Source organism: Allochromatium humboldtianum (assembly GCF_013385175.1).
GTDB classification, from domain to species: Bacteria; Pseudomonadota; Gammaproteobacteria; order Chromatiales; family Chromatiaceae; genus Thermochromatium; species Thermochromatium humboldtianum.
On sequence record NZ_JABZEO010000021.1, the window covers coordinates 13497 to 36649 of the forward strand.

At 66.8% G+C, this 23153-nt stretch carries 12 protein-coding genes (1 of these 12 only partly in view); 5 read left to right on the forward strand and 7 right to left on the reverse strand.

What is annotated here, in order from left to right:
- Together HW932_RS19210 and HW932_RS19215 are read right to left on the reverse strand one after the other, a co-directional pair.
- Positions 1-6380, reverse strand: the 5' portion of a protein-coding gene (locus HW932_RS19210) for an SDR family NAD(P)-dependent oxidoreductase (RefSeq protein ID WP_176978082.1). Its footprint begins 13300 nt before the window's first position; only the first 6380 of its 19680 coding nucleotides appear in the window; it begins with the start codon at positions 6378-6380; the stop codon falls past the left edge of the window.
- On the reverse strand, positions 6373-13641 hold the full coding sequence (locus tag HW932_RS19215; RefSeq protein WP_176978083.1) for a non-ribosomal peptide synthetase: 7269 nt from the start codon (positions 13639-13641) through the stop codon (positions 6373-6375). The genes HW932_RS19210 and HW932_RS19215 overlap by 8 nt, the downstream gene beginning before the upstream one ends.
- A 340-nt stretch (positions 13642-13981) precedes the next feature.
- Here HW932_RS19215 and HW932_RS19220 point away from each other — a divergent pair, with 340 nt between their 5' ends.
- The gene (locus HW932_RS19220) at positions 13982-14578 is read left to right on the forward strand and encodes an antibiotic biosynthesis monooxygenase (protein ID WP_176978084.1); all 597 of its coding nucleotides are present in this window, start codon (positions 13982-13984) and stop codon (positions 14576-14578) included.
- A gap of 101 nt (positions 14579-14679) precedes the next feature.
- Here the strand turns inward: HW932_RS19220 and prpC are convergent, their stop codons facing one another.
- The 3 genes from prpC to HW932_RS19235 are packed head-to-tail and all read right to left on the reverse strand — an operon-like array spanning position 14680 to position 17566.
- On the reverse strand, positions 14680-15828 hold the full coding sequence (gene prpC, locus HW932_RS19225; RefSeq protein WP_176978085.1) for a bifunctional 2-methylcitrate synthase/citrate synthase: 1149 nt from the start codon (positions 15826-15828) through the stop codon (positions 14680-14682).
- A gap of 30 nt (positions 15829-15858) precedes the next feature.
- Entirely contained in the window at positions 15859-16749 is an 891-nt protein-coding gene (gene prpB / locus HW932_RS19230) for a methylisocitrate lyase (protein ID WP_176978086.1), read from the reverse strand.
- 46 nt (positions 16750-16795) lie between these two features.
- A complete protein-coding gene (locus HW932_RS19235; RefSeq protein ID WP_246296938.1) occupies positions 16796-17566 on the reverse strand; it encodes a GntR family transcriptional regulator in 771 nt (256 codons plus the stop codon).
- Between the two features lie 156 nt (positions 17567-17722).
- Between HW932_RS19235 and HW932_RS19240 the strand changes: the two genes are divergently transcribed.
- Genes HW932_RS19240 through HW932_RS19255 form a run of 4 tightly spaced genes read left to right on the forward strand, consistent with a single transcriptional unit; the run spans position 17723 to position 19691 of the window.
- Positions 17723-17899, forward strand: a complete 177-nt coding sequence (locus tag HW932_RS19240; protein ID WP_176978088.1) for a hypothetical protein — start codon at positions 17723-17725, stop codon at positions 17897-17899.
- A 9-nt stretch (positions 17900-17908) separates the two neighbouring features.
- Positions 17909-18247: a cupin domain-containing protein gene (locus HW932_RS19245; RefSeq protein WP_246296939.1), complete on the forward strand. Its 339-nt coding sequence runs from the start codon at positions 17909-17911 to the stop codon at positions 18245-18247.
- Positions 18244-18702, forward strand: a complete 459-nt coding sequence (locus HW932_RS19250; protein ID WP_176978089.1) for a GIY-YIG nuclease family protein — start codon at positions 18244-18246, stop codon at positions 18700-18702. The genes HW932_RS19245 and HW932_RS19250 overlap by 4 nt, the downstream gene beginning before the upstream one ends.
- A complete protein-coding gene (locus HW932_RS19255) occupies positions 18699-19691 on the forward strand; it encodes an NYN domain-containing protein (protein WP_176978090.1) in 993 nt (330 codons plus the stop codon). The genes HW932_RS19250 and HW932_RS19255 overlap by 4 nt, the downstream gene beginning before the upstream one ends.
- Before the next feature lie 96 nt (positions 19692-19787).
- Here the strand turns inward: HW932_RS19255 and HW932_RS19260 are convergent, their stop codons facing one another.
- Together HW932_RS19260 and hemL are read right to left on the reverse strand one after the other, a co-directional pair.
- A complete protein-coding gene (locus HW932_RS19260; protein WP_343047431.1) occupies positions 19788-21695 on the reverse strand; it encodes a propionyl-CoA synthetase in 1908 nt (635 codons plus the stop codon).
- Between the two features lie 171 nt (positions 21696-21866).
- Positions 21867-23153, reverse strand: coding sequence for a glutamate-1-semialdehyde 2,1-aminomutase (gene hemL, locus HW932_RS19265; RefSeq protein WP_176978092.1), 1287 nt, complete (start codon positions 23151-23153; stop codon positions 21867-21869).

Genomic DNA, 23153 nt, shown 5'->3' on the forward strand with positions numbered 1-23153 from the left:
GCGCCCAGAGCGAGATCCCCGCGCACATGCACCCACATCTCGGGCTGGAGTGGGGCCAGGAGCCGGACCTGCTCGACACCGAACGGAAGACGCGGCGGGGCGACCTCGCCAGACGACCAGAGCAGTCCGGCGGCCGCCTGCAGTGCGCCGTCGAGCAGACTCGAATGCAGGATCGACTCCGCCCAGTCGTGCTCGCCGTCGGCCGGGAGGCGCAGGTGCGCCAGTGATTCGCCGGCGCCCAGCCAGAGGTCGGTCAGGCACCGGAAATAGGCTCCATAGTCGACCCCGGAGCGCTCACACCAGTCGTAGAAGGCCGCCCCATCGATGTGCTCGGACAGGCGCGCGCGCAACCCGGCCAGATCGACGCGCTCGGCTTCCGGAGTCTCGCCCGCGACACGCCATTCACCGCGCGCGAGCTCGACACCCGATGCCCCAGCCCGCGTGATCGAGAAGCGAAAACCGGCCTCGGTGGGAGCGGACGCGACCCTTAGCTCGCCACCGTTCTCGAACGGACGCAGCCAGGTCACCGAGCGTAGCTCGACCCCGGCCTGCAGCCGGCGCGACCGGACGGCCCGCAGCACCAGTTCGAGATAGCCGACCCCCGGCAGGATGGGGCGGCCCTGTACCCGATGATGGGCCAGGAGCGGCTCGTCGGCCCGAAAATGGCGCGAAAACGTCCAGCCGTCACCTGTCGCCGCGACCGGTTCCAGCCGGATCGCCTCCGGTCCATCCCCGCTGCCGTACCAGAAGGGACGCAGGTCGAAGGGATAACCGGGCATGGAACAGCGCCGGGGAGATTCCGCGTCGTGCAGCGCCTCCCAATCCGGATCCAGGCCGCGCGTGTAGTCACGAGCGATCTCCAGGAGTGCGAGACGATACGACTCTCCGGTAGACCGTCTCAGATCCTCCAGCCGCCGGGCGAGCCTCTGAGCGCCAAGTCGCCTGTCCTCGGCCGCGAGACGGTCTTCGACCTGGGCGATGTAGCCCTGGGGGCTGTCACCCCCGACGACGCGATCGACCAGTTCACGGAACTCGTCCATGGACGCGGCGACGAAGGCGCACCGCTTGCGGAAGTGGCTCCGGCCCAGGTTCAGCGTCCGGCTGACGGCTTGCAGGGTCGTGGCGCGTCCGTCAGACGTCGTCAGCCAGTGGCTCAGATCCGCGAGACGTCGCTGGAGCGCTCGATCGGTCTTCGCCGAGAGCGTCAGCAGATAGGCCGGCTTGTCGCGACCGGCGACCGGCGGCAGGCGCGGGGCTTCCTCGATCAGGACATGGGCGTTGGTTCCGCTGAACCCGAAGGCGCTGACCGCTGCGCGCCGCGGCCGGTCGGGTCGCGACCTCCAGGGCCGCGCCTCGCGCGTCAGCCGGAACGGCGTGCCGGCCAGCTCGAGCTTGGGATTCACCAGGCCGCCGTGAATGCTCGGCGGGATCTCGTCGTGCTCGAGGGCCAGGACCAGCTTGATCAGCCCGGCGACACCGGCCGCCGAGAGCGCGTGACCGATGTTCGTCTTCACCGAGCCGAGTCCGCAATAGTCCGAAGCGTTCGTGAAATGCCGGAACGCATCGGTCAGCGCCTGGACCTCGATGGGATCGCCCAAGCGGGTGCCGGTGCCGTGACATTCGATGTAGTCGATCGTTTCGGGGTCGATCCCGGCCTGTTCATAGACCGCGACCTCGAGCGCCGTCTGCGAGGGGGCGCTCGGGGCCGTGATGCCGTTGGTCTTGCCGTCCTGGTTGACGCCCGATCCACGGATGACGGCCCGGATGGGATCGCCGTCGCGAATCGCTTCGTCGAGACGCTTCAGCACGACGACGCCCACGCCTTCGGAGGGAACGATGCCGTCGGCGTCCGCGGCAAAGGTCCGGCAGCGCCCGTCCGCCGACAGCATTCCCGCCTTGCTCGCCCAGACGTGGAACCTGGGTGTGCTGAGAACTGTGACGCCGCCGGCCAGCGCCAGATCGCAACTGCCGGCGCGCAGGCTCTCGCAAGCGGTGTGGACGGCCACCAGCGACGAGGAGCAGGCGGTGTCGATCGTCAGACAGGGGCCTCTCAGGTTCAGGTGATAGGCGAGACGCGCCGCCAGGATCGCGCCGGCGTTGCCGGTGAAGGACTGAGCCTCACCCCAGTCGTCGCCCTCGCGCAGGCGGAATTCGTAATCGCCATTGACACAGCCGGCGAAGACCCCGCAGCGGCTCCCATCGAGCGTCCGGTCGGAATAGCCGGCGTCCTCGAGCGCATGCCAGCTCTCCATCAGGAACAGCCGCTGCTGCGGATCCATGAGGTCGGCATCGCGGGGCGAGAAATTGAAGAAATAGGGATCGAATCCGGCCGCATCGCGCAGGAAGCCGCCCCATTTGCCGTAGCTTCGCGCCGGTGCCCGGCGGTCCTCGCTGAAGAACCCCTCCAGGGGCCAGCGTGAGTGCGGCACTTCGCGAATGCAGTCCCGGCCGTTCTTCAGGTTCGACCAGAACTCCCCGGCGTCGGCGGCCTCCGGATACTGGCAGGCGAGACCGATGATCGCGATCGGCGTGGCGGTATTCCCGAACAGCCCATCGGTCTCGAACCGAGGATCGGTCCCAAGCCGCGGATCGGTCGGCTCACCGGATTCGATCGCGCCGGACTCGGCGTCCGTCCGGTCCTGTTCCGACGGCTCGACCGGAGACGCCTCACCGGCGAGTGAGACGCCCGCCCGCTCCATCAGGGTGTGCAGGTGCTGGCCGAGCCGCCGCACCGTGGCGAAGTTGAAGAGATCCGTGGAACGCATCGGCACCGGCAGACCGGCGTTGAGCGTCTCCGCGATCTCGACCGCGAGGATCGAATCCACGCCGAGACTCTCGAAGGTGTCGTCGATGGAGAATTCCGACTCGCTTTGCAGCGTGCGCCGGACGACCGCGACGATCCGTTGTTCGAGCACCTCGATATCGGACGACGGCGCGGGCCTGGGAGCCCGGTTGCCCGTAGCACTCGCCTGGCCCGCGCCGGACGGCTGGACCGGCGACTGTCTCGGGGCGGCGACCTCCGGGACCGGATCGGCGGCGGTCGCTTCCGGGGCGAGCTCGCCGAGGATCACCGCCTGGAACATCCGGCGTTCGAGATCGCTCGACCGCCCGAGGACACGCGCCTCGCCAAAGCCTTCCTCACGCAGCATCTGTCGCCACTGCTCGACGCTCAGGTGCGGGGCATTCGGCAGGCGACGCTCGGCGTCCTCGATCTGCCACCAGCCTTCGAGCAGGCCGTAGGTGAGACCGTTGAAGATCCGGGCCTCGATCGCCTCGACCAGCACCAGGAGTCCGCGCGGCTTCAGGAGGTTCCGGATCGTCCCGAGCGAACGCTGAAGACGGCGCGTGGTGTGCAGCACGTTGGCGCCGATGACGATCTCGAAACCCTGCCGCTCGAACCCTTGGGCGACGCCGTCCTGTTCGAGATCCAGCCGCCGGAACTCCAGGCGCGGCAAGAGCGGCCGCAACCGCGACTGACCGAACCGCATGAAGCCGGCCGCCACATCCGAATAGACGTACTCGACCCGGTCGCCGAACTCCGCTAGGGCCGTGGCGACCTCGAGCGTGGTCGCGCCCGAGCCGGCGCCCACCTCGAGCACCCGGATCGGGCCGTGCGCGGCATCGCGACGCTGCAACAGACGGCGGACGGCTTCCCGGACGACCGCCGCCGTCAGCCGGTTGAAGTGGTCCATCAACGGGGTGCCCTGATAGATCTGGGCGATGGCCTCGACCGACCCCTGGGGAAAGAGCACCTCGGTTGCCGGCAGACGTCGCGAGATCACGTCCGGCAGGGCCTCGATACAGCGCCAGGCGAACCGGCCATGCGGCGCGAGTCCGGGATGGTCGCGACAGAACGCCGCCTTGACCTCATCCAGATCGTTCAGCTCCCGGACGGTCTGGGGCCGGGCCACGACCTCGGTGGCGACCAGACCGCCGTCGCGCTCTTCGAGGATTCCGCCCTGAGTCAGGAAACCGACCAGCAGGTCACAGAGCCGCGCATACCCAGGCGCTACTTCGAGCAGGGCGCGCAGATCGGCGACCGACAGGGATTCGCCCGGTTCGCGCAACCGGCCCCGCGCCTGAAGCAGCCTCAGGACGATCAGACGACCGATCCGCTCGATGTCCTCGAAGCCTTCGCCGTCGCGGGCCACCCGCGCCGGGTCGAGTGCCGCTGAGACATCGACGGCGTCCGCGATGGCGTCGATCTCCGGGGAACCAACCGCCGACCGGGCGGCCAGGGGGCGCAGCCAGTAACGGCGCCGCTCGAAGGCATGGGGCGGCAGCGGCGCTCGACGCCCGGCGTGCGTCGGCTCGGATCGCCCATCGCCGAAGCCTTCCGGCGCATATTCCTCCAGAACGACGTGGGCGTTGGATCCGGAAAAGCCAAAGGAACTCACGCCTGCCCGGCGCGGAATCTCCAGGCCGGAGCCGTCGCGAAGCCGGCGCCAGGGCCGGTTGTCGTCGACGATGAAGAAGGGACTCCGGGCCAGATCGATGTTCGGGTTGCAGGTCGCGAAATGCAGGTTGCCCGGAATCTCGCCGTGACGCATCGCCAGCAGCACCTTGATCAGGCCGGCGAGGCCCGCCGCCGCCTCAAGATGGCCGATGTGCGTCTTGACGGAGCCCAGACCGCACCAGGCTTCCTGGTGCCCGGCGTCGGGACGCAGGGCGGCAAAGGCGTCCTTCAGGCCATTGATCTCGATGGGGTCGCCCAGGGGGGTGCCGGTACCGTGGGTTTCGATGTAGGTGACAGTCGCGGGGTCGACCCCGGCGCGCCGGAAGGCCTTCTGGATGAGCCCGCTCTGGGCCACCGGATTGGGGGCGGTGAGCGCGGCGGCCCGCCCGCCGTGATTCTCCGCTGTGCCCAGGATCAGGGCCTGGATCGGATCACCGTCGCGCTGGGCCGCCGCCAGGGGTTTCAACAGCAGCGCGGCGACACCCTCGCCCCGCACATAGCCATCGGCCGCGGCATCGAAGGTCCGGCAGCGTCCGGTCGGGCTGATCATGCCGGTCGTGGCGGCCGCCCGCGTGGTGTCCGGATCCAGGATCAGATTCACCCCGCCGACGATCGCCATCTCGCATTCGCCCGCCTGGAGCGCGACCACCGCGCGGTGCACGGCGACGAGCGAGCTGGAACAGGCGGTATCGATGATGGCGCTGGGACCGTGCAAATCCAGTTGATGCGAAACCCGGCTCGCGATGAAGGACGGCGCCGTCCCCAGTAGCCGTTGGGCGGTGGAATCGACGGACGGATCGGCGCTTTCGCCGTCATACTCAGAGACGCCGACCACGCCGACGAACACCCCGGTTCGGCTTCCGGCGAGTTCTCCAGGCCGTAGCCCCGCATCCTCGATCGCCCGCCAGGCAGTCTCCAGGAACAAGCGTTGGCGCGGATCCAGGGCGGCGGCCTCGCGGGGCGAGATGCCGAAGAAGGGCGCGTCGAAGGCGTCGATGTCGTCGATGTAGGCGCCGATCGGAGCATCCGCCGACGCCCACAGCGCGCGTCGTTCCGCCGGGAGCTCGGTGACACAGTCCCGCCCCTCGATCAGGTTCCGCCAGAACCGATCGATGTCGGCCGCCCGCGGCAGACGCGCATCCACGCCGATGATGGCGATCGGCTGGCTGCCGGCTTCCGGTCGCCGGCTTCCAGTCGCCTGCCGCTCGCTCTCTGGCTGGCGGCTGGAAGCTGGCGGCTGAAAGCTGGCGGCTGAAAGGAATTCCGACGAGAAGCGGTCGGCATGATGGCGCGCGAAGTGGTCGGCCAGATTGCGCACCGTCTTGAGCTGGAAGAACAGGGTCGCATCGATTCCGGTGTCGAACCGGCGGTTCAGTTCCACCGCCAGCCGGGTGAAGCGGATCGAATCGAAGCCCAGCTCGCCGAGCGGGCGGTCGATCGGGAGGCCGTCCGGTTCGACCCCGAGCAGGTCGGCCAGGATGTTCCGCAGTCCGGCCGCGATCGCCTGCGGCAGATCGCTGCCCGGATGGCTCGCGGTCGCCGGCGGGGCGGCGCGGTGATCCCGGACGCCGTGCCGGTCGAGCAGGTCGGCGAAGGACTCGACCGCCAGGGCACGGCGGTCGATCTTGCGATTGGGCGTGAGCGGAAAATCCGAGAGCCGCTCGAACCGGGCCGGGATCATGTACTCGGGCACAAGATCCGACAGCCAGGCGCGTAGCGCGTCGGCGCCGATGTCCGCGTCGCCTCCCTCCTGTCCGATCCAGAACGCGGCCAGGCAGGGATGGCCCCCGGTCTCCGTCCTCGCCACCACCACCGAGTCGCGAATCCCGGGACGCGCGTTCAGATGCGCCTCGACCTCACCCGGCTCCACCCGGAACCCGTTGATCTTGACCTGATGATCGATACGACCGATGTATTCAAACATAGCGAACCAAATCCCCCGTCCGGTAGAGCCGTTCGCCTGACTCGAACGGGCTCGTCACGAATCGCTCCCGCTCCAGGTCCGGCCGATTCAGATAGCCGAGCGCCACCCCGTCACCGGCGATCAGCAGTTCGCCGATCTCGCCCGGACGCACGGGGTTCATCGCTTCGTCGACGACATAGAACCGGGTATTGCCGATTGGCGTCCCCAGGTGCACTGGCTGACCCGGCTCGACCCTCTGCACCGACGACCAGACTGTGGTCTCGGTCGGACCGTACAGGTTCCAGAGCTCGCCCACCCGTTCGAGCAGGGCGGCGGCGAGCCGTTCGTCCCAGGCCTCGCCGCCGCAGAGCGCCTTGACGGTGGGGATAGCTCCCAGCTCGGCGGCGAGCAGCATCTTCCAGGTGGCGGGCGTGGCCTGGACGATGGTGGCGCCCGAGCTCTCCACGGCCCGTTTCAATCGCACACCGTCTCGGACGCTGTCCTCGGGCAGGATCTCGACCTTTGCGCCCGTGATCAGCGGCAGGAAGAGCTCCAGCGCGGCGATGTCGAATGAGATCGTCGTCAACGCCAGCAGATGATCGCGCGCCGAGCAGCCGGGTGAGTCGGCCATGCAGGAGAGAAAGTGAACCAGGTTGCGATGCGTGATCCGCACCCCCTTCGGAACCCCGGTCGAGCCGGATGTGTAGATGACATAGGCCAGACTCTCGGGAGCGCGTGGCACCGCTGGCTCCGGCGGCGGCCCGGACTCGTCGAGCAGCGACTGGAGATCGACGCCCAGGGCGCGGACACCCGGCGGCCTCGGCTCGGAGGATGTCTGAGTCAGCGCTACGGCCACCCGCGAATCCGTCAGGATGTGCGCGATGCGCGCGGCGGGTTGCGCCAGATCGATGGGGACGTAGGCGGCGCCGGCGCGCCAGACGGCGAGCAGACCGACCAGCATCTCCAGCGAGCGATGCAGCATCACGGCCACCAGTGCTCCGGGTCGAACGCCCGCATCGACCAGACGACGGGCCAGACGGTCGGCGCAGGCGGTCAATTCGCGATAGGTCAGCCGCCGATCCTCGAAGATCGCGGCCACCGCGTCCGGGCGCCGTCCGGCCTGCTGGGCGATCAGCTCGTCGACGCACAGCGCGGGATAGACGAATGGCGCCGTTTGGTTGGATCCGCCGACCGTCGGTTTGCCTTCCAGTCCGTCGGCGATCCTGAAGTCGGGATCCGCGACGATGCGATCGAGCAGATCGAGATAGCGCTCTGCCAGGGATTCGGCCGTGTCGCGGCTGTAGACGCCGGGGCGATACTTGAGATTGAGTCGCCAGTCCAGATCCTGCTCGATGACTTCAAGCACCAGGTCGAGCTCTCCGGTTTGATGAATCTCGGGCAGGAGACGGGAGACGAGACCCCGCTGAACCGGGTTCTCCCAACTCTGAAAGTAGAAGGCCGCCTGTAGCTGATAGTGCGATTCGGCGTCGTCTCTTTCCGCCAGTGCCCAGGACAGCCGACGGAACGGCAGGCGCCGATGCTCGAACGCCTCCAGCAGCGTGGCGAAGACCCGGCGCAGGATCTCGCGAAAGGCCAGCGTGGGCGGGATCTCGACGGCGATCGGCAGCAGATTGGCGAAGCAGCCGATCACCTGATCGAAGCCCTCGGCCGGACGCAGATCCGTGACCACGCCCGCGACCACCCGTTCCTGTCTCCCCGCGATCGCCAGCAACGACTCGAACGCGGCCAGCAGGACCGCCTGGAGGGTGGTGCGCTCCGCGACCGCGAGCGACCTGAGCGCGCTCACCCGGTCGCTGGGGATGGATCTCGCGATCAGTGCCCCGGCGTCTGCGGCGCCGGTTCCATCCCGCGCAATGGCGAGCGGCGGGAATCCCTCCGGAAAGCGTCCGAGCCAATAAGCGCGATCGGCCTCGAACGTCGGGCCGGTCAGGTAGTCGGTCTCCCGTGCGACGAAGTCGGCAAAACCGGGCCCGCCGGGCGTGGGACTCGACGCCGTCTCCTCGACGGCCAGACGGTAATGGCGTTGGATGTCTTCGAGCATCACCCCCAGTGAATGACCATCGAAGATCAGATGATGGAAGACGAGCAGCAGCAGACTCCGGTCGTCGGACAGCGACAGTACGGTCGCGTGCCACAGGGGACCGCGCTCGAGATCCAGTGGCTGACGACCCAGCTCCCAGAGCTGCCGCGACAGCTGTGGTTCACTCCAGGACGCCGCGTCGATCCGCGACACCGCTACGGGGCTGGGTGGACCGACGGTCTGGAGCGGCTCGCCGGTCGTGGCTGGAAAGACCGTTCGCAAGGCTGGATGCAGGGTTGCGAGTTCGGTCAGCGCCTGGGTCAGGGCCTGAACCTCGATGGGCTCATCCCAGCGCCAGGCCACTGGAATGTAGTAGTCGCGATTCTCGGGATCGAGCGTCTGGATCGCCCGGATCGCCCGCTGGCTCTCACAGAGCCCGAAATCTGTCGCCGTTCGACCGGCATCGTCCGCGTTGAGTGGCGGCGGAACCGCGGGAAGGTCGAGCCGCGTCTCGGGGTTCGATTCGATGCGCCGGGCCAGCTCGCGAATCGTGCGACTCTCGAACAACAGCGCGGTCGGAATCCGGAGGCCGTCCGACGCTTGCAGCCGCTCGATGACATGCAGGGCGTGGAGAGACCCCAAGCCGAGCGACGCGAGGTCGTCATCGAGACTCAGCTCGTCGGGACGCGCGCGCAGTACCCGACAGATCGTTCTCTGAATAAGCTCTGCCAGTGAGCCGGCGCCGGATTGGTCCGAGTGGATTGGACAGTCGGGCGGCGAGGTCGAATCGCCCGGAGCGTCCGTGTCGGTCCGTGGGGACAGCCAGTAGCGATCGGACTCGAATGGATAGGTCGGCAGACGCAGGCGCCGTCGGCGCCGGCCCGAATGCAGGAGGTTCCAGTCGATATCGACACCGGCGACCCACAGTTGGGCCAGCTTTTCCAGCGAGCGATTCGCTAGCAGTTGCTGGAGGATGGTCCTGCCGTCCGCGCCCGACATCAGCGCGTGAATGGCGGCATCGGGCGATTCAACGCGACCCTGATGGATGCCGTGTGTCTGTTCGCCGTCGAGGAAGTCCGACAGACACCGCACCGCCGCCGCAACCGAGTCCGCGACGAACGCCAATCGCCATGCCATGGCCCGGCGCCCCGTCTGGAGGGTGAAGGCCAGATCGGGCCAGCTCGAATCGGGTTGCTCGTCCAGGAACCGAACCAGATGCGACGCGGACTCGCGCAACTGGATCGGCGTGCGTGCGGAGAGCACCAACAGCGCCGGCTCGCCGGAACCGAGCGCCGCGCGGTTTGGAGCAGGGGCGACGTATTCCTCGAGCAGAACGAAACCATTGGTTCCGGTCAGGCTCAGGCCGTTGATGGCCGCCCGTCTCGGATGGCCCTCGGGCCGAGCCCAATCGCGCCGCTCCGGCAGCAGATAAAAGGGACTGTCTTGCCGAGCGAGGGCCTCGCTCGGCCGGTCGGGGATGGCCATCGGCGGCAACTGTCCCTTGCGCAGCGCCTGGACGACCTTGATCAGACAGGCGATCCCCGCCGCCTCCAATGGGTGGCCGATGTTCGGCTTCAGCGATCCGATCGCGCAGAAGCCGGTGGCGTTGGCACGATCGCCGAAGCTGTCGCTCAGCGCCTTGAGTTCCGCCTCGTCGCCCAGTTTGCTGCTCGTTCCATGCGCCTCGACGAGCCCGATGGTGCGCGGATCGATGCCGGTGCGCTCGAACACCTCCCGCTGGAGTTGCCCCTGCCTGGCGGCCTTGGGGGCCGTGAGACCGTTCTTGGCGCCGTCCTGGTTGATGCCGCAGCCGAGTATGACCGCCTCGATGTGATCTCCATCTGCGACCGCGTCCTCGAGTCGCTTGAGCAGCACCGCGCCGACCGCCTCGCCGACGGCCCAGCCGTCGGCGGTCGCGTCGAAGGCCCGGCATTCGCCGCCCGGAGACAGCAGTCCCATGGACTGACAGGCCCGGAAGATCCGGTCGTCACTGGCGACATGGACACCGCCCACCAGGGCCGCGTCGCACTCGCCCGCGTTCAGAGCACGGCAGGCCTGCTCCAGGGCGACGAACGACGAGGCACAGGCATTGTCGACGACGACACAGGGACCGCCCCAATCGAACAGGTAGGACAGCCGGCCGGCGAGACCGGACCCGATGTTTCCAAGCAGGCTATGCGGGTCGGGTGACTCGATGCGCGGGTAATAGCCCGACATGGACACCCCCAGGAAGAGGCCGCACCGACCGCCCGCCAACCCCTGGGGCTGGTAGCCGGCGTCCTCGATCGCCTTCCAGGCTTCCTGGAGGAACAGGCGATGCTGCGGGTCGGTCTGCTCGGCCTCTGCCCGGCTCATGTTGAAGAAGGCCGCGTCGAAACGGTCGATCCCGTCGAGAAACCCCGCCCGGTAGCGCTCCGCCGAGTCGGATCGAAAGAATCCCTGGGGGGCCAGGCGATCCGCCGGAACCGTCCCGATCGAGCGCCGGCCCTGGGCCAGATTGTCCCAGAAGGTCTCGACGTCGTCCGCATCCGGGAAACGACCGGACAGGCCGACGATCGCGATCCGGTCCTGCGCGTGAGGATCCTGGTCGCGAGCGGCGGATGGCGAACGAGCAGCGGGCGGGTCGGGCAAGGCGGCGACGGGCGCCGGCCCCGGCGCGACTGCATGCTGTTCATGAGGGTGGGGCGCGGGTTCCCCGTCCGTCGCGCTCGGCGCGTGCCCTGGACGTGCAGCGTCGGTGTCTGTCCGCGACAGAAAGGCCGCCAGACGCCGGACTGTCGGATGATCGTAGAGCGTGCTCGTGGCCAGTTGCACACCGAGCCGCGCCTGGATCGCATGCGCCAGCTCCACCGCGAGGATCGAGTCGAGGCCCAGGTCCGCGAACGGGGCCTCGACGTCGATACTCCGGGCCTCGATGAACAGGGTTTCGCCGACGAGTTGGCGTAGCCGTTCCTCGTGATCGCGCGCCTGCCCGGACGGCGGAGCATCAGAAGGTGGCGGGGCTGGCGGGGACGCCGGAGACTCGGGTTCGCGCCGACCGGCGGCGGCCCCCGAGAGATGGGCGGCCAACTGGCGAACGGTCGGGTGGTCATACAGGGTGCTGGCCGCGACCTGATATCCGAGACGGTCGCCAATGGCCTTGACCAGCTCCACCGCCAGGATCGAGTCGAGACCGAGATCGGCGAATCGGGTGTCGGCCTCGACCCGGGCCGGTTCGACGTACAGCACGCCCGCGACCAGATCGCGCAGTCGGCTCAGGACGACGTCGGCATCTTCCGCGACCACGGGTGGGGCGTTCGGAGCGAGCTGGACGCGCGGACTCTTTGCGTCGCGGTCGATCGCGGAGACACGTCCGCTCGACGTCCGAGTGTCGTCCGGGGTGTTCAGATCCCGTAGCCGGAGCGCGACCCTGGGCGGCGCGGACACGTGCGTCACCGATTCCGGCACCCTGGTCTCCGGTGCCGTCGAGTCCCCGGCCTGGTCGAACCAGTAACGCCGATCCTCGAATGGATGTGTCGGTAGATGCAGACGGTGAGGCCGCAGACCCGCGAAGAACGGCGTCCAGTCGACCTCGGCGCCCCGGACCCAGGCCGGCCCGGCGTCGGAGACATCCGTTTCCCGTTCCTCGTGCTCGGCCCGGCCCCGATGGATCGCGATGTCGTCTCCGCCGCCTTCCAGGAAGGCACGCAGCCCGCTGCGAACCCGTTCGATACGGTCGACCCGGAACGCCAGTCGTTCCTTGAGCGCCGAACGGCCGACGCTCAGGGTGAAGGCCAGATCGTCGAGACGCACGCTGTCGTGCGCCTCCTCCAGCCATCGATCGAGACGTCGGGCCTTCTCGATCAGGGCGTCCAGGCTGTCGGCCGAGAGCGTGATCCAGAACTCGGTCCCGGCGGGAAGCGGCGCTCGCTCCGGGACCGGCGGCGCCTCTTCCAGCACCAGGTAGCCGTTCGTGCCGGTAAAGCCAACGCCGCAGACGGCCGCGCGCCTGGGAAATCCGGCGTTCTCTTCCCAGGGTTCGAGGACGGTATTGATGTGAAAGGGCCAATCTCCGTCGATCGACGCATTCGGTGTCGCAAAGCGAATCTGGGGCGGGATGGCCCGGTGGCGCAACGCCATCAAAACCTTGATCAGCGAGGTCGTCCCGGACGCCGCGAAACCATGCCCGAGGTTGGCCTTCGAGGAGCCGATCCGGCATCTGGCCGTCCGCCCGACGTCGGACGCAAAGGCCTCCCGCAAGGCCCGCGCCTCCACGGGATCCCCCTTGGGCGTGCCGGTTCCGTGCGCTTCCACATACTGGATCGTGCCGGGATCGATCCCGGCGCGGCGATGGACCTCACGCATCAGATCCCGCTGCGATTCCAGGCTCGGGGCCGTGATCCCCTCGATGTCCCAGGCCTGATTCAAGCCCGAGGCCAGGATCACGCCATGGATCGCGTCGTGGTCGGCGAGGGCCTGATCGAGCCGCTTGAGCACGACCACCGCGATCGCCTCGCCGGGGACGGTGCCATCGGCCTCGGCATCGAACGGACGACAGAGACCGCGGCGCGAGAGAATGCCCACGCGCTCCATCACATGGAAGCGTCGTTGCGTGAGGAACAGCGAGACGCCGCCGGCGATGGCCATGTCCAGCTCGCGATCCTGGAGCGCGCGGCACGCCAGATGCAAGGCGACCATGGACGAGGAGGAGGCCGTGTCGACGGCGATCGCCGGGCCGCGCAGGTTCAGGACATAGCTCACGCGCCCCGGTGAAAAGCACGCGGCCCCCATCATCTCCTGGGCGTGTGGAGACAGCGCGGTGGCCTGGGTGAGCAGATCGTGATAATCGTTCGACATCTGCCCGATGTAGACGCCGCAGCGTGCATCGCTCAAGGCTTCCCGGGCGTATCCGGCATCCTCGACCGCGTTCCACGCCTCTTCCAGCAGGAGCCGTTGCTGCGGGTCCATGAACATGGCCTCGCGCGGCGGAATGCCGAAAAAGCCCGCGTCGAAGCGTTCGACATCCTCGATGAAGGCGCCCCAGCGACAGACGGGTTCCTGGACGGCCGCCAGTCCGGGCAAGTCCCAATAGCGTCGGCGGTCCTCGGGAATCTCGGTGATCGCACAGACGCCTGACGCCAGATTGGCCCAGAGTCGATCCGCGTCGGCGGCTCCGGGGAAGCGTCCGGACAATCCAATGATCGCGATCGCCGTCCCCGAAGCCTCGGTCACAGCCTGGCCTGCCACGGTGTCCACACTCATACTCAAAGTCCGAGCCTCTCGACATGGGCGGATGGCGGGAGTTTACGGCAAGGCCGCCGCCTGATCGAGAACCAGCAGATGGGCTGAAAGCATGGGCACGTCTACTCTTCAGACACGACGTGCAAGTATCATCGCTTTTTTGTGCAGACGCATGACCATGGCGACCAATCTTCCCATGTTCGGTTTGGACGCGCCGGGCAGCGCTCGAACACTTCGAAGAGCCGCGAGCCGCTGGAGAAACTCGCGGGCAAGGAACAACGGACAGCTCTTTCGCGGCCCAGGATCACAGGGGCCGCAACAGTAGAATCAAAACGCACCAATCAATTGATAACCCGTCCGTATGAATATGAAACTTGTCTATTCCTCGTCTTCAATTTTTCCCGATGCGGCTGATCCTCACAGTCACTCTGTCACCGTCCTGGTCAACCGGGTCGTGCCGTCGACCGATAGCCAGTCTTTCATGGCTGAACTGCGCCATCTGCTCGAAGAATTCGACCGCTTTCCCGGAACCGCCGGAAGCCTGGTCTTCCAGCAGAGCGACGGCGACACTCAGGTCGAGTTCTCGATCATGCAGCGGTTCGCCAGCGAGGAGGATCATCAGGCCTGGCGCGCTTCGCCGGATTTTGACCGCTGGCTCAGAGAAATTGTCCCTCAGACGCCGATGCCGAATCATGTCCGGCATTATTCCGGAGTGGAATCACTCTTTGTTTCAGACCGAACCGCTGGCGCACCACCGCTCTGGAAAATGACTGTCCTACTGCTCATCGCGGCTTACCCGATGACGTTGGCGAGTTCCCACTGGATTGCACCCGCTCTGTCCGGGTTGCCGATGCTTCTGAGCACACTGATCATGTCGCTCTGTGTCGTATCGGCAATGACCTATGTGCTCGTTCCATTGTTGACCAGGATATTCCGTGGGTGGCTGGAATCCGCCTAGACGTTGAACGAAGGGGGCGTCGTACTAACCGAGCGTGGCGGGTCGATGCGCCTGGTCGAGCGGGTCGGCGAAACCACTCGACCAGGCAAAGCGGCGTCCGATCAGCGCGCCTCGATCGGCGCCCAGCTCAGATTCTCCGGCCCGACATAGTTGGCGCTCGGGCGGATGATCTTGCCGTCCTGGCGCTGCTCGATCACATGCGCGACCCAGCCGGTGGTGCGTGAGATGACGAAGATCGGCGTGAACAGCGGGGTCGGCACGCCCATCTGCGCGTAGGACACGGCCGAGAACCAGTCGAGGTTGGGGAACATCTTCTTGAGCTCCCACATGACGGTTTCGAGCCGATCGGCCACGTCGAACATGCGCCGGTCGCCGTTGGTGTTCGACAGACGCTCGGCGACGGCCTTGATGACCTTGTTGCGCGGGTCCGAGATCGTATAGACCGGATGGCCGAAGCCAATGATGATCTCCTTGCGCGCCACCCGCTCGCGGATGTCGGCCTCGGCCTCATCCGCCGTAGCGTAGCGTTCCTGGATCTCGCAGGCGACCTCGTTGGCCCCGCCGTGCTTGGGACCGCGCAGCGCGCCGATGGCGCCGCTGATGGCCGAGTACATATCCGAGTTGGTGCCCGCGATCACGCGCGCGGTGAAGGTCGAGGCGTTGAACTCGTGCTCGGCGTAGAGGATGAGCGAGGTGTGCATGGCGCGCACCCATTCCTCGGACGGCTTCTCGCCATGCAGCAGGTGCAGGAAGTGACCGCCGATGGTGTCGTCGTCGGTCTCGACCTCGATGCGACGGCCGTGATGCGCGAAGTGATACCAGTACAGCAGCATCGATCCGAAACTGGCGATGAGCCGGTCGCCGATCTCGCGCGCGGCGGCCACGGGCATGTCGTCGCGTTCCGGCTCCAGGGTGCCAAGCAGCGAACAGCCGACCCGCAGCACGTCCATCGGATGCGCGGTGGAGGCCGGGATCTGTTCCAGCGCGGTCTTGACTGCCGCCGGCAGACCGCGCATGGACTTGAGCTTGCGCTTGTAAGCCTCGAGTTCGGCGCGGGTCGGCAGACGCTCGTGGATGAGCAGATGCGCGACCTCCTCGAACTCGGCCTGATCGGCGAAGTCGAGGATGTCATAGCCGCGATAGTGCAGATCGTTGCCGGTGAGGCCGACGGTGCAGATGGCGGTGTTGCCGGCGACGGTGCCGGAGAGGGCGACCGACTTCTTCGGCTTGGGCTGGTGGGTCTCGGTCATCGTTTCCTCGCTTGTTTTTCTAAGACGGCCTTATTCGCCGGAGCGTTCCTGCGCGAACAGCGCGTCGAGTTTCTGCTCGAAGTGGTGGTAATCGAGATAGTCGTAGAGTTCCATGCGCGTCTGCATGGTGTCGACGACATTGGCCTGGGTGCCGTCGCGGCGGAGCGCCTGATAGACGTTGAGCGCGGCCTTGTTCATGGCACGGAAGGCCGACAGCGGATAGAGCACCAGCGACACGCCCACGGCCCCCAGTTCGGTGGTGGTGAACAGCGGCGTGGCGCCGAACTCGGTGATATTGGCCAGCACCGGCACCTTGACGGCGGCGGTGAAGCGCTCGTATTGCGCCAGCTCGGTCATGGCCTCGGGGAAGATCATGTCGGCGCCGGCCTCGACACAGGCCTGAGCGCGCTCGATGGCCGCGTCCAGTCCCTCGACGGCGAGCGCGTCGGTGCGGGCCATGATGACGAAGTCATCGGTGCGCGCATCCACGGCGGCCTTGATGCGGTCGACCATCTCGGCCTGCGAGACGATCGCCTTGCCGGGACGATGCCCGCAGCGCTTGGCGGCGACCTGATCCTCGATGTGACAGCCGGCCGCCCCGGCGCGGATCAGCTGCTTGACGGTGCGGGCGATGTTGAAGGCCCCGCCCCAGCCGGTGTCGGCATCGACCAGCAGCGGCAGGTCGGTGATATAGGTGATGCGGCTGACGTCCTCCAGCACATTGTCCAGACTGGTCATGCCCAGATCCGGGATGCCGTAGGAACCGGCCGCGACACCGCCGCCGGACAGATAGAGAGCGCGATAGCCGGTGCGCTCGGCCATGCGGGCGTGATAGGCGTTGATGGCGCCCACCACTTGCAAGGGGCGTTCTTCCTGGACCGCGAGGCGCAGCTTGGCGCCGGGTGTCATGGCTTGGGTCATGGTCTGTGCTCGTCTCGGTTGGTGGAGCCGGATGGACTCGGGTCGTTCAGTTCGGGGTGGCCGGGGGCCGTGTGGTCGGGCGTCGCGGACGGCGAACCCTTGGCCCATTGATCGCCGACGGCGGGTGGCCGGCCGTAATCAGGGCCAGTTGCTGCTCGGTGGCCTGACGCGAGGCGCGGATATGACGGCGCATCAGCCACTCGGCCAGCTCGCCGTCGCGCGCGGCGATGGCCTCGACGATCAACTCATGCTCGCGCAGCGCCTCGCGGGTGCGATGGCTCTTCATGCCGAACTGGCAGCGGTACAGGCGCGTGAGGTGATAGAGATCGTTGCACAGGATCTCGATCAGACGGCGGTTGCCGCTGCCTCGGGCAATGCGGAAATGGAAATCGAGATCGCCTTCCTGCTGGAAGTAGCGTTGCCAGTCCTCGTGCGCGAGTTCCTGGCGGTGGCGTTCGAGCAGGGCCTTGAGTTCCGCGATGCCGGCGTCCGACATGCGCTCGGCGGCCAGACGCGCGGCCATGGCTTCCAGTCCCTCGCGCACACTATAGATTTCCAGCAACTCGGTGCTGCTGAGCTGGACGACGCGGGCGCCGACATTGGCGCGCCGTTCGATGAGCTTGATGGCTTCGAGCCGTTGCAGCGCCTCGCGCAGCGATCCGCGGCTGACGCCGTAACGCGCCGCCAGCGCCGGTTCGCTGATCTTGCTGCCCGCCGGGATCTCGCCCTCGACGATGGCCTGACGCAGTTGGTCGAACAGGCGATCGGCGATGGTGAGCGAGGGGGCGTCTTCGAGGTCCAGGGCCGCGAGTGTCATGGTGGATGTGTCGACAGTCATCGGGTCGGTACGCCGTAAAATAGTCGATTCATCGATAATGTCAAGATGGATTGTCGACAATAAAGACGGCGATTGCTCTGTTTGAGATCGCTCATAATCGCTAACGGGAACAGTTGACTGGGGGAGTTGCGAACGATGAAACGCGCCTTGGCCATTTCATGCACTGCACTACTGATATTCACGGGCTGTGCCAATATGAACAAAACCGAGCAACGGATGGTTTCCGGGGCGGCGGTGGGCGGTGTCGTCGCCGGTCCGATCGGGGCCGGTGTCGGAGCCGGTGTTGGCTATGTCGTCGAGAAGTTCGAGTAGGGCGGCGTCATGTCGACCCGTGATCCGATGTTCACCGTGCGCAATCTCTTTACCGATCTGCCGACACTCGCCGGCGGTGAGTTCTTCGAGGAACTGGCGGCCTGTCGGAGCGTGCGCATCGAGCGCATTCTGAGCAGCGATCAGCCGGAGCCTGTGCTCTACGATCAGGAGCAGGACGAGTGGGTCTGTCTGCTCCAGGGTGAGGCGCGGCTGTGGATCGCAGGTGATGAAGTCGAACTCCGGGCCGGGGATCATTGCCTGATTCCGGCGCATACGCCGCATCGCGTGCTGCGTACCTCGCAGGAGCCGCCCTGTCTGTGGCTGGCGGTGCATGTTCATCCTCGATGAGCGATGACCGTGGCGCCTATCTGGTTCGGCTGATCCCTGAGCAATCGGGGCCGGTGCTCATCGGGCGACTCGGCACCCTCACGCTCGCCGGCGGAGAACTGCTCTATGTCGGCAGTGCGCTGGGGCCGGGCGGGTTGGCGGCGCGCTGTCGTCATCATGGGCGACTGGCGGCGCGTCCGCATTGGCATTTGGACTATCTGCGCCCGCACTGTCGGGTGGCGGGCTGCTGGGTTGCACGGGGACTGGAACGGCGCGAGCATGTCTGGGCACGCGCACTCGCTACGCTGCCGGGCGCCTCCTGGCCTCTGGCGCGCTTCGGGTCGAGCGACTGCGACTGTCCGGCGCATCTGATCCGGCTGGATCGGGCGCCGGAGACAGCGGCGTTGAGCGTGCTGTTGGGCGTGTCGCTCGTCTGGCGGGCGGCGCCGGATCAGTTCGAGGAGCCTGAACCATGACGGAGACATCGATGGATATCGCACTGTGGCCGGCGGATGAGGTCAACGCCGAGGCTGAGCCTTCGCCCGGTTTCGAAGGCGAGGGATCGCCTCCGGATGAGAGAGTGTCCACGCCTGTCGTGGCTGGCGAGTCGGCGGGCAAGCTCGCCGAGCGGCCCGAAGGGTGCGCACCGGCCATCGAGATCATGGCCCCGCTCCAACCACCCCGCTCCGTCGCCCTCTACATCGACGGCGACAACCAGTCACCGGCCATCGCGCGCGATCTGCTGGCGAGCGTTCGCCACGATTGGGGGCTGGAGGTCTCGCGTGTGGTGCTGGCCGGCAATGATCATGGTCACACGGTGCCGCGCTGGCTGACGGCGTTGGCCAATGAGGCGGTGCACGAGGATCGGATCCTGGCGTTGCGCGTGCAGAGAAAGCCGGAGGCGGCGGATCTGGCCGTGATCCTGGAGCTGGGAGCGAATATGGAGCAGCATCGTCAGGGGCCGGATCTGGTGATGGTCGTCTCGCGTGACGAGTGGCTGATCGGAGCTGCTGAGGCCGTACGGGCGCGCGGCTGTCGGGTTTGGGTCGCCTATGCCGAGAATGAGGCGGTGGCGGCTCAAACCCAGTTGCCGACGCTGCTCTTGCCGGCGGTCAATCGCGCCCAGGCCCAGGCCAGAGCGGCAACCGCCAGCCCCAAGACGCCGGTCGAAGGCGTGACGCCGACGGTGCCTGCGTCCTCAGTAACGTCTACAGCGGCTGCACCAAGGGTGAAACCAAAAGAGGCAGCACCGCCCAATCAATCGACACCATCGCACAAGGCGCTGCTTGCTCAGGTACGTGCACAGTGCAAGGTACAGCCGGGCGGCGGGTATCTGGCGACGGAGGTCGGACAGGCGCTCTACACGCTGGGCCTGACCGACAAGGCGGCGCGGAACCGGTTTCTGAAGGCTGTTACGGACTTGCGGGAAGTCGGGGCAGGAGGCGCTAAACGACTGATGTTCTGACCCAAGCCATTGAGCATGATGAGCCGTTCTGATCGCGCAAGGCTGCTTCCCCGCGCTCCTGCGCTCTGAGGCGCAAGAGACGCGGGGACAGCGCGATCAATGCTTGGCGTACCCGATGGCTTCCAGCGCCTTCTGGATCTCATCCAGGATGGCCGGATCGTCAATGGTCGCCGGCAGGTTGTAGTTCTTGCCGTCGGCGATGGCCTTCATGGTGCCGCGCAGGATCTTGCCCGAGCGGGTCTTGGGCAGACGATCGACGATGGCCACCATCTTGAAGGCCGCGACCGGGCCGATCTGATCGCGCACCAGATCGACCAGCTCCTTGATCAGCATCTTCTTGTCGCGCTCGACACCCGATTTGAGCACCACCAGTCCCACTGGCAGCTCGCCCTTGAGCTGATCCGCCGCGCCGATGACGGCGCACTCGGCGACATCCGGATGCGAGGCCAGCGCCGCTTCCATGCCGCCTGTCGACAATCGATGCCCGGCGACATTGATGATGTCGTCGATGCGGCTCATGACGAAGATGTAGCCGTCTTCGTCCATGTAGCCGGCATCCCCGGTCAGATAGTAGCCGGGCTGGGTCGAGAGATAGGACTGCACGAAACGCGCGTCATTGCCCCAGAGCGTTTGCAGACAGCCGGGCGGCATCGGCAGCTTGATCAGGATGCGCCCGATGTCGCCCGGATTGACCGGCTCGCCCTCGTCGTCGAGCACACGCACATCGTAACCGGGCACGGCGCGGGTCGGCGAGCCGGGCTTAACCGGCAGCGGCTCGATGCCCAGACAGTTGGCGGCGATGGCCCAGCCGGTCTCGGTCTGCCACCAGTGGTCGATCACGGGCACGCCGAGCGTGCGCTGCGCCCATTCGAGCGTGTCCGGGTCGCAGCGCTCACCGGCCAGGAAGAGCGAACGGAAGCGCCCGAGATCATAGCGCTTGAGATGTTCGGCCCTGGGATCCTCGCGCTTGATGGCGCGGAAAGCAGTGGGCGCGGTGAAGAGCACCGAGACCTGATGCTCCTGGATCACGCGCCAGAAGGCGCCGGCATCCGGGGTGCCGACCGGCTTGCCCTCGTAGACGATGGTGGTGCAGCCCGCCAGCAGCGGCGCATAGACGATATAGGAATGTCCGACCACCCAGCCGACGTCCGAGGCGGCCCAGAAGACCTCGCCCGGCTCGACGTTGTAGATATGGCGCATGCTCCAGGCCAGGGCAACCGCATGACCGCCGTTGTCGCGCACCACGCCCTTGGGCTGACCCGTGGTGCCCGAGGTGTAGAGGATGTAGAGCGGGTCCGTGGCCTCGACCGGGACGCAGTCGGCGGGTTCGGCGTCGGCCATGGCCTCCGACCAGCTCAGGTCGCGCCCCTCGATCAGCACGCCCAGCTCCTGCGGGCGTTGCAGGATGACGCAGTGTTCCGGTTTGTGCGCAGCCTGATCGATGGCCGAGTCCAGCAACGGTTTGTAGTGGACGATGCGGTTGGTCTCGATGCCGCACGAGCCGGCGACCATGACCCTGGGTTTGGCGTCGTCGATGCGGGTGGCCAGCTCATGCGCCGAAAAGCCGCCGAAGACCACCGAATGGATGGCGCCGATGCGTGCGCAACCGAGCATGGCCACCAGCGCCTCGGGAACCATCGGCATATAGATGATGACCCGATCGCCCTTCTCGACGCCGAGCGACTTCAGCACCCCGGCGAAGCGCGCGACCTGATCCTGCAACTCGGCATAGGTGATGACGGTCTTGGAATCCGTCACCGGGCTGTCGTGGATGATGGCCGGCTGATCGCCGCGTCCAGCCTTCACATGACGGTCGACGGCGTTGTAACAGGTATTGAGTCGGCCACCCTTGAACCAGCGGTAGAAGGGCGGATTGGAATCGTCCAGCACCTGGTCCCAGGGTCGATCCCAGTCGATCAGCCCGGCGGCCTCGGCCCAGAAGGCCGACGGATCCTGCATCGAGCGGTCATAGAGGGTTTGGTAGCCCATTTGTCGTTCTCCGATGGTGGTGTGGCGGTTGTGGGCGATCTCCGGGAATGGCGTATCCCTAGCTCACCTTCGTAGCATTCGGCGGATGAGGTGGAAATAGACAGGATTAACAGGATGTTTCAAGATGGACAGGATTTGGACGGTCCCAAAAAATCCTGTGAAATCCTGTCAACCCTGTCTATTGATTCAGCCGGCGGCGATGGCCGCGAAGGTGTCGGCGGCCGCGTCGAGCGTCGCTTGGATGTGCTCATCCGTATGCATGATGGAGACGAAGCCTGCCTCGAACGCCGAGGGCGCCAGATAGACGCCGCGCTCCAGCATGCCGTGGAAGAAGGCCTTGAACTGATCCTGATTGCAGGCGGTGGCCTGCTCGTAGTTCGTCACCTGCTGATCGGTGAAGAAGATCCCGAACATGCCGCCGGCCTGATTGGTGGTCAGCGCAATGCCCGCCGCCGCCGCACGCTCCTTGAGGCCGGTCATCAGAGTCGTCACCTTGGCCGACAGCTGATCGTAGAAACCGGGTGCCGAGATCAGCTCCAGGGTCTTGAGACCGGCGGCCATGGCGATCGGGTTGCCCGACAGGGTGCCGGCCTGATAGACCGGGCCGAGCGGCGACAGACGCGACATGATCTCCTGCTTGCCGCCGAAGGCGCCGACCGGCATCCCGCCGCCGATGACCTTGCCGAGCGCGGTCAGGTCGGGCTTGATGCCGAAATGCGCCTGAGCGCCGCCGAGCGCGACGCGGAAGCCGGTCATGACTTCGTCGAAGATGAGCACCGAACCGTACTGGTCGCAGACCTCGCGCAGACCTTCCAGGAAGCCCGGCACCGGCGGGATGCAGTTCATGTTGCCGGCGACCGGCTCGACGATGATGCAGGCGATCTCGGAGCCGATCTCGGCGAAGGTCTCGCGCACCTGAGCCAAATCGTTGTAACGCAGGGTGATGGTCAGTTCAGCCAGCGGCGCCGGGACGCCGGGCGAGCTGGGTTCACCGAAGGTCAGGGCGCCAGAGCCGGCCTTGACCAGCAGCGAGTCGGCGTGCCCGTGGTAGCAGCCCTCGAACTTGACGATCTTGTCGCGCCCGGTATAGCCGCGTGCCAGACGCAGCGCGCTCATGGTCGCCTCGGTGCCCGAGCTGACCATGCGCACCATGTCCATGCTCGGCACCAGCTCGCAGACCTTGTCGGCCATGACGGTCTCGAGTTCGGTCGGCGCGCCGAACGACAGCCCCTTGTCGAGCCGCTCGCGCACGGCGGCCAGCACCTCGGGGTGGGCGTGACCGAGGATCATCGGACCCCAGGAGCCGACATAGTCGATATAACGCTTGCCGTCGGCATCGATGGCATGGGGACCGGAGGCGCTCTCGAAGAACACCGGGTCGCCGCCCACTCCGCGGAACGCCCGCACCGGCGAGTTGACGCCGCCGGGGATGTGACGCTGCGCGGCGGCGAAGAGGTCGTGGGATCGGCTCAT

Coding starts and splice junctions, on each gene's coding strand:
- HW932_RS19215 (WP_176978083.1), bottom strand. CDS start 13,641: ATGAGTGTGGACACCGTGGCAGGCCAGGCTGTGACCGAGGCTTCGGGG.
- HW932_RS19220 (WP_176978084.1), top strand. CDS start 13,982: ATGAATATGAAACTTGTCTATTCCTCGTCTTCAATTTTTCCCGATGCG.
- prpC (WP_176978085.1), bottom strand. CDS start 15,828: ATGACCGAGACCCACCAGCCCAAGCCGAAGAAGTCGGTCGCCCTCTCC.
- prpB (WP_176978086.1), bottom strand. CDS start 16,749: ATGACCCAAGCCATGACACCCGGCGCCAAGCTGCGCCTCGCGGTCCAG.
- HW932_RS19235 (WP_246296938.1), bottom strand. CDS start 17,566: ATGACACTCGCGGCCCTGGACCTCGAAGACGCCCCCTCGCTCACCATC.
- HW932_RS19240 (WP_176978088.1), top strand. CDS start 17,723: ATGAAACGCGCCTTGGCCATTTCATGCACTGCACTACTGATATTCACG.
- HW932_RS19245 (WP_246296939.1), top strand. CDS start 17,909: ATGTCGACCCGTGATCCGATGTTCACCGTGCGCAATCTCTTTACCGAT.
- HW932_RS19250 (WP_176978089.1), top strand. CDS start 18,244: ATGAGCGATGACCGTGGCGCCTATCTGGTTCGGCTGATCCCTGAGCAA.
- HW932_RS19255 (WP_176978090.1), top strand. CDS start 18,699: ATGACGGAGACATCGATGGATATCGCACTGTGGCCGGCGGATGAGGTC.
- hemL (WP_176978092.1), bottom strand. CDS start 23,153: ATGAGCCGATCCCACGACCTCTTCGCCGCCGCGCAGCGTCACATCCCC.